The sequence below is a fragment of the Pseudothermotoga lettingae TMO genome (assembly GCF_000017865.1).
Taxonomy (GTDB): Bacteria; Thermotogota; Thermotogae; order Thermotogales; family DSM-5069; genus Pseudothermotoga_B; species Pseudothermotoga_B elfii.
In genome coordinates, this window is the sequence record NC_009828.1 from 368328 (window position 1) to 382508 (window position 14181).

Below are 14181 nucleotides of genomic sequence, written 5' to 3' on the forward strand. Positions count from 1 at the left end.
GGGGGAGGTGAAGTTTCATGAAAAAACTCTTTTGGTTAATGCTTCTCTTGATATCAGTGAATCTTATTTTTGCGCAACTTGCAGCCGATGTGCCAAGAGATGAAACATTTATAGCCAATCAATTAACTGGTCGTGTGGGAACACCGGGGAACTTCAACCTGTGGGCTGGATGGAGATCGCAGGACAGAGGTATTCAAAATTTGTTGCTTGAACCACTCTGGTGTGTTGAGTACGCAACGGGGGAAATTATCAACGCTCTTGCTGCCGAACCACCGATTTACAGTGAAGATTTCACAGAACTCACCATCAAACTCAGAAAAGGAGTCTACTGGAGTGATGGTGTTCCATTCACAGCAGACGATGTTGTTTACACTATTGAGTTGGTTAAAAAAACCTCTGGGATGGATTACAACTCACAGATGCAAGCTGTTTTAGAAACAAAAAAGATAGACGATTACACAGTTCTGGTGAAATTAAATTCGCCAAACTCGAGATTCCATACCTACTTTCTTGACAGATGGGGCGCACTCAGACCTCTTCCTAAACACATTTTTGAAAAAGTTGCAGATCCTATGACCTTTGAATTCAATCCACCAGTGGGAACAGGACCGTATATACTTAAAAATTATGATGCTGGCGGATACTGGACTTTGTGGGAAAGAAGAGAAGACTGGGACAGAACTCCCACGGGAATGTTGTATGGTAAACCTGTCCCGAAATTTGTTCTTATCCAGACTTTTGGCCCCGCCGAGAGACAGGTGCTTGCTATGGCACAACACCAGCTTGATGCAGCAGACTTGACTATGGAAGCTCTAAAAGCAGTTCTTTCAAGAGTAGATACTGCCAGAGCGTGGAGAAGGGAATTTCCATGGACTGTCAATATTGACCCTTGTGTAACAGGAGTGATGTTTAACACAGCAAAAGCTCCATTTGATAATCCTGATGTACGCTGGGCACTGACACTTTCTATAGATATAGTCGAATATGCCGCCAATGCATTCGATGGAGCTGTAACACTCAGCCCAATACATGTTCCGTTGACTTCTGCTTATTATGACTGGTATTACACAAAATTAGATGGGTGGCTGAAGAATCTGGAGATTGATATTGGAAACGGCGAGAAATTCAAACCGTACGATCCTGACGCAGGCAAGAGGCTGGCGGAATATGTTAAGCAAAGAGGATATTCTGTACCGACCAATCCTGAGGAGGTTAAAAAGATCTTCGGACCGGGATGGTACAAATATGCGCCGGATGTAGCTGAAAAATTACTTTTGAAGAATGGATTCAAAAAAGATAAGTCAGGAAAATGGCTTTTACCTGATGGAAAACCGTGGCAGATTGTCGTAATAACAAATACAAATCCCGCACATCCATCATATCGAAATGCGTTTGCTGTGGCACAGGCGTGGAAAAAATTTGGAATAGACGCTACTGTGATGACAACTGATGCCTTGGCGACCCTTGGCCAAAAGGGAGATTTTGATGTAACAAGCGATTGGCCCGCAGCAGAACCGTGGGGTGGTCATCCTGACCTTTACAGGGTTTTAGATCCGTTCAATTCGGAATACTTAGCCCCAATAGGAGAAAATGCACCGTGGGGAAACTACGGCAGGTGGTCGAGCTCAAAGATGGATGAAGTTATTGAAAAACTCAGAAACACAGATTGGAATGACACTGAAACAATTGTGGACGTCGGTGTTGAAGGCTTGAAATTGCTTATTCAAGATATGCCGAGTATTCCCACATTCAATTATCCTGGAGTTATAGCCTGGGATGAATATTACTGGACAAATTATCCTGGAGCAGAAAACATGTACGCTCAACCATATCATCACTGGCCGAATTTAAAATACATGTTGCCGTTCCTCAAGCCAACAGGCAGAAAATAACTTTTTCCGGGGCATTTCTGCCCCGGATTCAACACCTGCTGTAAGAAAGGTGGATCAACATTGGCTTTCATTAGAAGATATCTTCTTCCAAGATTGATAGTATATTTTCTTGTTATTTTTGTTGGAATAACAGTTATTTTTGTGATTCCAAGACTTTTGCCAATAGACCCTATACAGCAATTGATAGGCAAACTTTCAGCGCAGGGAACATATTTGGATCCCAAAGCAATCAACAGGATGATAGAGACGCTTCAGGAGCTTTATGGTTTAAAGGGAAGCCTGTGGGAGCAGTATGTAAATTTCTGGGGCAGGTTACTCAGAGGTGATTTTGGACCATCTTATTATCAATTTCCTGTTCCAGTGATAACTCTGATAAAACAGTCTCTGCCATGGACATTCGGTTTGCTACTCACAACAACAATAATTTCATGGATCATTGGAAATATTCTGGGAGGGTTAGGGGGGTACTTTTCTGACAAAAACTGGGTGAAAATTCTTGATGGTGTGGCAATGGTGATAAGACCCATGCCCTATTATATACTTGCCCTTGGTTTGTTGATTCTTTTTGCATACGTTTTTCCTATTTTTCCTCTGGGAGGAGGATATTTGATAGGAGGGCATGTCAGTTTTACTTTTTCGAGCCTTCTAATACTCCTGAGACATGCTTTTCTTCCGGCATTATCACTTATTTTAATAAATATTTTTGTTTGGTTTCAAGCAATGAAATTATTTGTTCAGAGTGTCAAATCAGAAGATTATGTCAATTACGCGAAGCTTGGGGGAGTTATGCAATCGAGAATAGTCTACAAATATGTTATAAAAAATGCCATGCTTCCTCAAATTACAGGGCTCGCACTTTCTCTTGGACAGATTTTCAGCGGTGCGTTGATTACAGAGATTGCTTTTTCATATCCAGGTCTTGGCACACTTCTGTACAATGCTATCTTTACTGGCGATTATAATCTTCTAATGGGCATAACGACCATATCTATTCTTGTTATTACAACGAGCATTTTGGTGATAGATCTGCTTTATCCCTTATTTGATCCAAGGGTGCGATACAGGTGAGGAGTGAAATTCAATGAAGTTGTTCAAAGACCTGATTCGTGATTTGAGATTTAGATTTGCCTTTTTTGTCGTTGTGATTTTGTTTTTTCTATCTTTATTGTCGTTCTTTTCACCGTATGATCCGTACAGATGGAACCTTGTTCCAAGAGATTTGCCGCCAAAATGGCCCCACGTTCTTGGTACGACTTCTATGGGGCAGGATGTTTTCTGGATACTCACCTTTGCTGTTAGAAATTCTTTACTTATGGCTTTTATAGCCAGTGGTATTTCAAGGATTATAGCGGTGTTAATAGGTATGGTGGCCGGTTATAAAGCAGGAAAGATAGACAGAGCACTAATGTTTTTGAGTGATTCATTTCTTGTCATGCCACTTTTTCTGATAATTGTTTTGTTTGGTACAATGATGAAAGCCAGGATCAATCTCGTCAATTTGGGATTGTTGCTTGGTTTTTTTGGCTGGGCATGGGATGCCAGGGTTATAAGGTCTCAGGTACTCAGTTTAAGAGAGAGAGATTTCACATACACCGCCTTACTTTCTGGTTCGTCGACAATGGCGATAATTTTTAAAGAGTACATTCCGTTTGTGATCCCTCTCATTTTTGCCACTTTGATAGGAAACATGTCCTGGGCAATAGGCATGGAGATAACCTTAGCAATTCTTGGTGTGGCAAATCTTGAGATACCCACTCTTGGTACCATGCTTCAGTGGTCTATAAATTATCAGGCCATGCTCCTTGGCTACTGGTGGTGGGTCCTGACACCAGTTATAGTCTCTGTTTTTTTGTTTGTCGCTCTGTATTTGCTTTCTGTGAGTATAAGTGAATACCTTGATCCAAGAATGCGAATGCAGAGAATAGGAAAGGTTTGAGGTGGTAATCGTGAATCTGGTTCTCAAAACAGAAAAACTCAGATCTTACTACATTCTGAATATTTATGGTCGCAAGAAAATTGTCAGAGCAGTAGATGGAATAGATTTACTGATAGCTGAAAACGAAATATATGGAATTGCTGGAGAAAGTGGTTGTGGGAAAACCACCCTTTTGAAGACTATTTTTGCTTCAATAGACCCGCCTTTGAGATTGATCGGTGGAAAAGTTTATTATCATCATGATAATAAATTGATTGACGTTTATCAACTTGAAGACGAGGAAAAGAGAAGGCTGAGGTGGAGATTCATTTCCTATGTTCCACAGGGATCGATGAGCGTTTTGAATCCTGTAGCGAGGATAAAAGATACGTTCAAAGATTTTCTCAATAGCCATGCAAGAGGAAAAGACAAGAAAGAAGCATACGAACTGGCAAAGAAACACATAAAAGAGTTGGGATTGCCCTTAAAAACACTTGATGCGTATCCCCACCAGCTTTCAGGAGGAATGAGACAGAGAGTGACAATAGCACTGGCAACTATTCTCAGTCCCAGGATAATAATAACAGATGAACCAACGACTGCTCTTGATGTAGTAACCCAGAGAGGAGTTGTTCAACTCCTGAAAGATATACAGATTAAATACAACAATACACTGATAATAGTTACTCATGATATGGGTGTTCATGCCAATATGACTGATAGAATGGCCATAATGTATGCCGGGAGGATAATAGAAGAAGCCCCAACAGTTGAAATCTTCTCTAATCCATTTCATCCATACACAAAATATTTAATAGATTCACTTCCAAAATTTGGTGACAAACTGAAACGAGAAAGTGTTCCGGGCAATCCACCTTCACTCTCTGATTTGCCTGAAGGGTGCAGTTTTCACCCAAGATGTCCTCGTGTTTTTGAGCGCTGCAGAAAAGAAATACCGGACTTGAAAGAAATCAAATCAGATCACAGGGTCGCTTGCTGGCTTTTGGAGGAATAGAAATGGAAAAGCTTGTTGAAATCAGAAATTTGAAAAAAATATTTTCAATTGGAAGTATTTTTTCCAGAGTAAAAATAACAGCGGTTGATGATGTGACCTTCGATTTAAATTTTTCGCAGATATTTACCCTGGCGGGCGAGAGCGGGTGTGGAAAAACAACTATTGCTAAAATTCTTCTTGGTTTTGAAGAACCTACCTCAGGAAAAGTACTTTATAAGGGTAATGATTTAACCACCATGAAGCACAAAGAGAGAAGCAAATTTATGAAGGATATACAGGCTGTCTTTCAAAATCCATTTTCTTCTTTTAATCCCTTGAGAAAGGTTGACAACTACTTTTTTGAAACCTTGCGTAATTTTGAAATAGCCAAAACACAGAATGAGGCGATTGAGATAATAAAAGAAAAATTGCTGGCAGTAGGAATATCTTTCGAAGAATTCAGAGAAAAGTATCCCAGTGAATTTTCAGGAGGGCAACTTCAGAGGATTTCTATAGCAAGGTCTTTGCTGACAAATCCTTCACTGTTGATTGCCGACGAGCCTGTTTCCATGGTTGATGCTTCGCTGAGAATGTCCATAGTGAATCTCTTCAAAGAGTTGAGAGATAAATTTGGCTTGAGCGTTCTTTACATCACCCATGATCTAACAACAGCTTATTATGTGAGTGATAAAGTGGCCATCATGTTTCGCGGTAATTTGATCGAGTTTGGACCAGCCGAGAAAGTGCTTCTAAATCCCAAGCATCCCTACACAAAATTACTGAGAGAATCCGTTCCCGAGGCTGATCCGAAAAGAAAATGGACCAGCAGAATAAAATTGTCTGAATTAGAACAGGAAGAATATGCTAAGTTGGGATGTAAATTTGCAGGAAGATGTCCTGAGGTAATGGATATTTGCAGGAAAAACCTGCCAGATTACTACGAGGTAGATGGGGTAAAAGTAAAATGTTTCTTATACAGATGAGGGGGCTTCGATATGCCGAAAGTTCCAGCTTATAAAAACGCTTCTTTACCTGTAGATATAAGGGTTAAGGATTTACTTTCAAGAATGACTCTGGATGAGAAAGTGGCTCAACTTGGTTCTGTCTGGAGTTACGAGCTTTTAGATGACCAAGGAAATTTTTCAAATGAGAAGGCGGAAGCTTTATTGAAAAATGGAATAGGACAGATCACAAGACCCGGTGGTGCTACTAATCTGTCTGCAAAAGAGGTTGCAAGATTGATCAATCAGATACAAAAATATTTGATTGAGCAAACAAGACTCGGTATACCTGCTATCATGCACGAGGAGTGTTTAACTGGCTATATGGGCCTTGGTGCAACAAATTTCCCTCAGGCGATAGCCATGGCCAGTACGTGGGATCCTGAATTGATCGAGAAAATGACGAGTACTATTCGTGAGGACATGAGACAAATGGGGATACATCAAGGACTTGCGCCGGTGTTGGATGTTGTAAGAGACCCCAGATGGGGTAGAACAGAAGAAAGTTTTGGGGAATCTGCTTATCTTGTTGCAAAAATGGGTGTTTCATATATCATAGGTCTTCAAGGCAAAGACATCAAAAATGGTGTGATAGCGACTGCAAAACATTTTGTGGGATATGGCGCGTCCGAGGGTGGAAAAAACTGGGCGCCCACAAACATTCCAGAAAGAGAGCTGCGCGAAATATTTATGTTTCCATTCGAAGCAGCTGTGAAAGAAGCCAGTGTTATGTCGGTTATGAACTCCTACAGTGAAATAGATGGCATTCCCTGTGCCTCTTCAAAAGAGCTCTTCACTGGTGTACTGAGAAAAAATTGGGGATTCAGTGGCATAGTTGTGTCAGATTATTTTGCAATAGATATGCTCAGAGAATACCACAGATTAGCGAAAGACAAAAAAGAGGCAGCAAAATATGCCTTGCAGGCTGGTATAGATGTTGAACTACCAAAGGCAGATTGTTACACAACTATAAGGGAATTGGTTGAACAGGGATTAATATCAGAAAGCACCGTCAACCAGGCCACATCGAGGGTATTACAGATAAAATTCATGCTCGGACTCTTTGACAAACCTTATGTTGATGTAGAAAAAATTGAATTGAAAAAGCATTACAGTATAGCAACTGAGATAGCAAGAAAATCTATCGTATTACTCAAAAATGATGGCATTCTCCCGTTGAAAAAAGATGCGAAAATAGCCCTTGTAGGTCCAAATGCATCTGAGGTAAGAAATCTTCTGGGCGATTATGCATATCTGGCTCACATAAAAGTACTACTCGATAGTGTCAACCAGACAACTTTTAATGCGCCGAAATTCAACCTCAAGAATGTGGAGAAAGTGATCAATGAGAGCATCGAGAAAATACCAAGTATACTTGATTCTATGAAAGCTGAGGGTGTAATATTCACACATGCCATTGGATGTGATATTCTAAACAGTTCTACCGAGGGTTTTTCAGAGGCATTACACGCGGTAAAAAATGCAGATATCGCTGTTGTGGTTGTTGGGGATAGATCGGGTTTAACTGAGGATTGTACAAGTGGTGAATCAAGAGACAGTGCCAATCTGAAATTACCGGGTGTTCAGGAAGAGCTGGTTCTTGAAATTGCAAAGTGTGGAAAGCCAATAGTTTTGGTCCTCGTAACTGGTAGACCATATTCTTTGAAAAACATAGTGAGCAGAGTGAACGCGATAATTGAAATGTGGTTGCCCGGTGAGGTAGGGGGCATGGCATTAGTTGATGTTCTGTTTGGAAAAGTCAATCCAGGCGGAAAGTTGCCAATAAGTTTTCCAAGGAGCGCTGGACAGATTCCTGTTTATCACGATGTGAAGCCATCAGGAGGAAGATCACACTGGCACAAAGATTACGTCGATGAATTGGTGGAGCCACTATTCAGCTTTGGTCATGGTCTCTCTTACACCAAATTTGAATTTTCAAATCTCGTTATAGAACCGCAAAAGATTCCATCAGATGGACAGGTGACGATAAAGGTCGATGTGAAAAATTCAGGCGAAGTAGAAGGTGATGAGGTAGTTCAACTATATTTGACAAGAGAGCATGCGTCTGTCACAAGACCCATAAAAGAATTGAAGGGTTTCAAGAGAATCACCCTTAAACCAGGAGAAAGTAGAACAACCGTTTTCAAGATCCATACCGATGTACTTGCCTACTATGATAGAGGTATGGAATTAGTTGTTGAACCTGGTGTCTTTAAAGCCATGATAGGAAGCTCTTCAACTGATATAAGATGCTTTGGAGAATTTGAAATCACTGGAAAGAAAAGAAAGCTTGGAAAAAACAGGAAATTCTTCAGTGATGTGGAGGTAATATGATGGTCTATTTTGATATGCCATTGGAAGATTTGAGAAAATATCTGCCACAGAGGTACGAAGAAAAGGATTTCGATGATTTCTGGAAACAAACAATCCATGAAACAAGGGGATATTTTCAAGAACCAATTCTCAAAAAAGTGGATTTTTATTTGCAGAATGTTGAGACTTTTGATGTGACTTTCTCTGGTTACAGAGGTCAGAAGATAAAAGGATGGTTGATTTTGCCAAAATTCAGAAATGGGAAATTACCCTGCGTAGTTGAATTTGTTGGTTATGGAGGAGGAAGAGGATTTCCATATGACTGGCTGCTTTGGAGTGCGGCAGGATACGCACATTTCATAATGGACACGAGAGGACAAGGTAGCAACTGGATGAAGGGTGATACACCAGATTATGAAGATAATCCTTCAGATCCACAATATCCAGGCTTTCTGACAAAAGGAGTACTGAACCCGGAAACTTATTATTACAGGAGAGTTTTTATGGATGCATTTATGGCTGTTGAAACTATCAGCCAACTTGAACAAATAGATTCACAAACCATAATATTATCAGGTGCAAGCCAGGGTGGTGGAATAGCTTTGGCTGTGAGTGCATTGTCTTCAAAGGTCATGGCTCTACTTTGTGATGTTCCCTTTCTGTGTCATTACAAAAGAGCAGTTCAGATAACAGATTCAATGCCCTATGCAGAAATTACGAGATATTGCAAAACTCACATTGACAAAATCCAAACAGTATTCAGAACCCTCTCTTATTTTGACGGCGTCAATTTTGCAGCTCGTGCAAAATGCCCTGCTTTGTTTTCGGTGGGACTCATGGACGACATTTGCCCACCTTCAACAGTTTTTGCCGCTTACAATTATTACGCTGGTGAGAAAGATATTAGAATTTACCCATACAACAACCATGAAGGCGGTGGTTCCTTCCATACACTGGAAAAATTGAAATTTGTGAAAAAAACAATTTCTATGAGAGAGTGAACCATACCTAAGGAGGGAGAGGCATTGAAGTACAATTCGCCAAGAATAAAGGTTTTGAACAAGCAAAATATACTCAAACTGATACATGACAACCATCCCATTTCGCGCGCTGAGATTTCAGAAATCACCGACCTCACACCCAGCAGTGTCACCAGATTGACAAAAGAATTGATCGATGAAGGTTATGTGAAAGAAAGAGGTACCATAGGTAAAAATTCTCCAGGCCGAAGAAGAACTTTGCTCGACTTGAACAAAGACGCTTCTATAAGTCTCGTGTTTGATTTAGGGGTGAATGTAACTACCTTTGGTCTGGGCTACTTCAACGGCAAAGTTAGTCTGAGTGGATCTTTCGAGACGCCAAGGCGGCCGGAAGATTTTTTTGCAAAGGTTGAAGAGATATATCTGAGGTTAAAGAAAGAATACAGGATAACAAGGATCTCTTTGTCTATACCTGGCATGGTGAATATGCTTGAAAACAGAATCCTTCTGGCTCCAAATCTCTGCTGGCAGGATGTATTGATAAATGATCTTCTCGATGTAGATGTACCTGTCCTTGCAGACAACGAAGCTAATTTGTCAATGATGGCGGAAAAATATCATTCAAAAGATTTGAAAGAAGTTAAAGAAGCCGTTTTTATAGTGATTAGAGAGGGTGTTGGAACAGGCGTGCTTTTAGATGGAAAAATCTATCGAGGCTCATCTTTCACAGCCGGCGAAGCAGGGCATATGACTGTTGATATACACTCAGATAAAAAATGCCATTGTTCCAACAAAGGGTGCTGGGAACTGGTTACATCTATAAACTGGGCGATAGAAAACTACAGAGGAGAATTGCAAGGAAAAAATGCCATAGAAAAATTCGCATCATTGAAGAAAAAAACAGGCAACAAGAAATTTTTTGAAGAATTTGCAAAAAATATAGCTGTTGGAATTGTAAACATAGTGAATGTTTTAAATCCCCAGCTCATAATTCTTGGCGGCGAAGTTCAGGATTTGGGTGAGTATTTCTTTAACTCTATAGAATCAGAGGTTAAAAGAAGAGCACTTAGAGATGCTGTAAAGCAATTGAAAATCAGACCAACGATTTTTGAAACTGTCAGTTCAAACCTTGTTGGTGCAGCAATTCTGGCAATTGAAGACATCATCGAAAAAGTCAAATAGAAACTATAGAGTTCATTTGAATGTGGTTTTCATAGAGTTTGCGCAAATAAAGCAAAAAGAAAGAGAAACAAAAAGATTACAACTGAACTCGGGCAACCTTATAAGAATACAGCCGAAAGTCTCGAAAAATTGAATTTGATTTTATGAAAACTTGAGATTACAATTTTTCGGGGAAAGAAATAATATCCGATGACTATCGATTTATATTTTAGTAATACATTTAACAGAGATTGCTGACATTTGTTCGTGCCTGCGGCAGATTTCTTTGAGATCAACGGTATACCTTGCAGATATTTGCTACCCAAGGGCATCATAGAGAAAATTCTCAGGTGGGGTCAGAATCAATGGTTGTTCTTGAGGGGGAGAAAACCTTGATAGCAAGAAAAAAACAGAGAAGTTTTAAAGAACTTGGGCCACTTGTAGCCCTTATGAGCCTTGCTATTTTTACCACTGTACTGAATCCGCGTTTTCTGACAGCTTTTAATCTTCAAGCTTTGGGAAGACAGATTGCTATATTTGGCCTTTTAGCCATAGGTGAAACATTTGTCATCATTTCCGGTGGAGGTGCTATAGATCTCTCTCCAGGATCTGTGGTGGCTTTAACCGGTGTCATGGTGGCATGGCTCATGACTCATGGGGTTTCAGTGTGGATTTCCCTGTTCCTGATCCTTCTGTTTTCACTGGGAATAGGTGCATGGCATGGAGTATTTGTCACAAAACTTAAGGTACCTGCATTTATAATCACCCTCGGCACTCTTACCATTGCACGCGGTATGGCTGCTGTTATCACCAGAGGATGGCCTGTGATAAACCTGCCAAGTTCATTTTTGAAAATCGGTCAGGCTGATTTTTTAAAGATTCCAGTGCCAGTTTGGATTTTGATTGGAGTGACTCTGATTGCTGATTTTTTTCTCAGAAAAACAGTGTATGGAAAGCACTTGAGGGCTTCAGGCGGTAATGAGATTGCCGCAAGATTTTCTGGTGTGAATGTGGATGCGGTTAGAACAATTGCTTTTATGGTTTCTGGCTTTTTGGCAGGGTTGGTTGGAGTAATAGTTGCTGCAAGGCTTTCTCAAGGGCAGCCCGGTGTTGGTAGCATGTATGAGCTTTATGCAATTGCATCTACAGTGATTGGCGGGACAAGCCTAACAGGTGGCGAGGGGAGTGTCCTGGGAGCAATTATTGGTGCCAGCATTATCAGTTTGCTCTGGAACGCGCTGGTCCTTCTTAACGTCTCCACTTACTGGCACAACGTTGTCATAGGAATTGTTATTGTTGTAGCGGTTACTTTGGATATTGTTCGAAGAAGATTTGTGAGTAAGTAACTTTTTTAAGGGGGAGGGAATAGTATGAGAAAACTGCTGGTAGTGTTGTTGACGGTTGTTTTGGCGGTCGTGTCCTTAGCCATGACAATAGGAGTTATAGGAAAATCTGTTCATCCATACTGGTCTCAAGTAGAACAGGGTGTGAAAGCGGCTGGAAAGGCCCTTGGGGTGGATACCAGGTTTTTTGTACCGCAAAAAGAAGACATCAACGCACAGCTTCAAATGTTGGAGTCGTTCATTGCTCAGAGATTCGATGGTATCGCCATTGCTCCTTCTGACCCTACAGCAGTGATGCCAACGATAAAAAAAGCACTTGAAGCAGGTATTCCAGTTATAACTCTTGATACAGACTCTCCAGAGAGCGGAAGGTATGTTTATATAGGAACGGATAATTATCAAGCAGGCTATAGCGCCGGGCTCATAATGAGAGAGCTGCTCAATGGCAGGGGGAAAATAGTCATTGGGACGGGATCTCTCACCGCTATGAACTCTCTTCAGAGAATTCAGGGTTTCAAAGATGCAATAGCCGGGACAGAGATACAAATATTAGACACATTGAATGACGAAGAAGATGGTGCCAGGGCTGTCTCGCTCGCAGAATCTGCCTTGAATGCTCATCCCGATCTCGATGCTTTTTTTGGAGTTTATGCCTACAATGGACCCAGCCAGGCTCTTGTTGTGAAGAATGCTGGAAAAGCCGGAAAAATAAAAATAGTGTGTTTCGACACTACAACCGATATTCTCCAGTATGTAAAAGAAGGAGTAATTCAAGCAACAATGGGGCAGAGACCTTACATGATGGGCTATCTCTCTGTAGTAACGCTGTACCTGATGAGCAAGACAGGTGTTCAGAATACTCTCGCCATGTTACCGAAAGTTGAGGCAGAAGGAATAACCGATTACGTAATAGACACAGGTGTTGATATAGTAACGCCGCAAAATCTTAGTAACTATCTGGAAACCATGGAAAAACTGGGAATACCTATCAAATTCTAAAAATGGAGGGGAGTTCTCCCTCTCCCCTCCACAGTTTATCAGAGGTGGTAATTTTGCAGCTTTTGCAAGCAAGAAACATCATTAAAAGTTTTCCGGGTGTTCTGGCGGTTGACGATGTTGATTTTGAAGTGGGTGAAAATGAAATAGTATCTATTGTAGGGGAGAATGGTGCGGGTAAATCGACACTTATAAAAGTTCTTTCAGGAATCTTGAAACCTGACAGTGGAGAAATTTTTTTTAATGGTGAAAAAGTAGAGTTTCATTCACCTTTTGACGCTTTCATAAAAGGTATAAGTGCTATCCATCAAGAACTGAACCTTTGTGAAAATTTAACAGTAGCAGAGAACATATTTCTCGCCTTTGAAGCCATAAGGGGAAAAAGGAGGAGCTTAAGCAGCAGGCTTGATGAAAATTACATGCGAAGAAAATCAGAAGAACTTCTTAATCTCACAGGGGCTCGTTTTTCTTCTAATACTCTTGTAAGAGAATTGACCACTGCGCAGAGACAGATGGTCGAGATTTGCAAGGCGCTGATCAAAGAACCCAGGATCATCTTTATGGACGAACCAACTTCTTCATTAACTGTTGAAGAAACAGAGAGATTGTTCGAAATTATTCATATGTTAAAGGATAGGGGAATATCAGTTGTTTTTGTTTCGCACAGGTTAGATGAAGTTGCGAAAATCAGTGATAGAGTGATTGTTATGAGAGATGGAAAAAAAGTGGGAGAACTCAAAAGAGCGGAATTTGATATGGATACTGTCATAAAACTCATGGTAGGAAGGGAAGTTGAATTTTTTCCCCATGGAACGGAAGTTTCACCGGGCGAGGTGGTTCTAAAGGTCGAGAATTTAAGGTGGAAGAACAGGGTGAAAAATGTTTCTTTTCAGGTTCGAAAAGGAGAAATTCTTGGGTTTGCAGGTCTCGTTGGTGCTGGCAGAACTGAGACAATGCTTCTGATTTTCGGGATAAATAAAAAAGAAGACGGTGAAATTTTTATCAAGGGAAACAAAGTGAACATAGAAAGACCTCTTGACGCAACCAAACTTGGAATTGGCCTGGTGCCAGAAGATAGAAAGCTTCAGGGGCTTGTTTTAAAATTGACAGTGAAAGACAACATGGTCCTTCCTTCTTTGTCTGTTATTAGCAACCACGGTTGGATTTTGAATGAAAGAAAAGAAAAAATGATAGCGGAAAATTTTGTAAAAAAACTTTCAATAAAGACTCCATCTGTATATCAGATTACTGAGAATCTTTCTGGTGGAAATCAGCAAAAGATAGTCCTTGCAAAATGGCTTGCAACGAATGCCGACATATTGATATTTGATGAACCAACAAGGGGAATAGATGTAGCAACCAAAGCTGAGATACATAGAATGATAAGAGAATTAGCTGCACAGGGGAAAACCATACTAATGATTTCCTCCGAACTTCCGGAGATACTAAACTTAAGCGATAGAATTGTTGTGATGTGGGAAGGTGAAATTACAGCTATTCTGGACAACAAAAGTAAAAAAGTCTCACAGGAAGAAATCATGTATTACGCTTCTGGGAAGCTGAAGCAAAGCGGGAGGTAAACAGGC

Annotated in this window: 11 protein-coding genes; all 11 read left to right on the forward strand. The window is 40.6% G+C overall.

The window, feature by feature from the left end; genetic code table 11:
* The first annotated feature begins 17 nt into the window (after positions 1-17).
* The 11 genes from TLET_RS01795 (at position 18) to TLET_RS01845 (ending at position 14175) form a co-directional block, all read left to right on the forward strand.
* On the forward strand, positions 18-1892 hold the full coding sequence (locus tag TLET_RS01795; RefSeq protein WP_012002399.1) for an ABC transporter substrate-binding protein: 1875 nt from the start codon (positions 18-20) through the stop codon (positions 1890-1892).
* A gap of 60 nt (positions 1893-1952) precedes the next feature.
* Positions 1953-2960 carry an ABC transporter permease gene (locus TLET_RS01800; protein WP_012002400.1) on the forward strand — a complete coding sequence of 336 codons (1008 nt, stop codon included), beginning with the start codon at positions 1953-1955 and terminating at the stop codon, positions 2958-2960.
* Between the two features lie 13 nt (positions 2961-2973).
* On the forward strand, positions 2974-3828 hold the full coding sequence (locus TLET_RS01805) for an ABC transporter permease (protein ID WP_012002401.1): 855 nt from the start codon (positions 2974-2976) through the stop codon (positions 3826-3828).
* A gap of 10 nt (positions 3829-3838) precedes the next feature.
* Positions 3839-4822 carry an ABC transporter ATP-binding protein gene (locus tag TLET_RS01810; protein ID WP_012002402.1) on the forward strand — a complete coding sequence of 328 codons (984 nt, stop codon included), beginning with the start codon at positions 3839-3841 and terminating at the stop codon, positions 4820-4822.
* Positions 4823-4824: 2 nt separating this feature from the next.
* Positions 4825-5784: an ABC transporter ATP-binding protein gene (locus tag TLET_RS01815; protein ID WP_012002403.1), complete on the forward strand. Its 960-nt coding sequence runs from the start codon at positions 4825-4827 to the stop codon at positions 5782-5784.
* A 12-nt stretch (positions 5785-5796) separates the two neighbouring features.
* Positions 5797-8136, forward strand: a complete 2340-nt coding sequence (locus TLET_RS01820) for a glycoside hydrolase family 3 N-terminal domain-containing protein (protein ID WP_012002404.1) — start codon at positions 5797-5799, stop codon at positions 8134-8136.
* Positions 8133-9116, forward strand: a complete 984-nt coding sequence (locus TLET_RS01825) for an acetylxylan esterase (protein WP_269764066.1) — start codon at positions 8133-8135, stop codon at positions 9114-9116. The genes TLET_RS01820 and TLET_RS01825 overlap by 4 nt, the downstream gene beginning before the upstream one ends.
* Positions 9117-9140: 24 nt before the next feature.
* Positions 9141-10277 (forward strand): ROK family transcriptional regulator, encoded by a 1137-nt coding sequence (locus TLET_RS01830; RefSeq protein ID WP_012002406.1) that lies wholly within the window; start codon positions 9141-9143, stop codon positions 10275-10277.
* Positions 10278-10621: 344 nt separating this feature from the next.
* A complete protein-coding gene (locus TLET_RS01835; protein WP_012002407.1) occupies positions 10622-11602 on the forward strand; it encodes an ABC transporter permease in 981 nt (326 codons plus the stop codon).
* A 24-nt stretch (positions 11603-11626) separates the two neighbouring features.
* Positions 11627-12598, forward strand: a complete 972-nt coding sequence (locus tag TLET_RS01840) for a sugar-binding protein (protein WP_012002408.1) — start codon at positions 11627-11629, stop codon at positions 12596-12598.
* 53 nt (positions 12599-12651) lie between these two features.
* Positions 12652-14175, forward strand: a complete 1524-nt coding sequence (locus TLET_RS01845; RefSeq protein WP_012002409.1) for a sugar ABC transporter ATP-binding protein — start codon at positions 12652-12654, stop codon at positions 14173-14175.
* Positions 14176-14181: the final 6 nt, after the last annotated feature.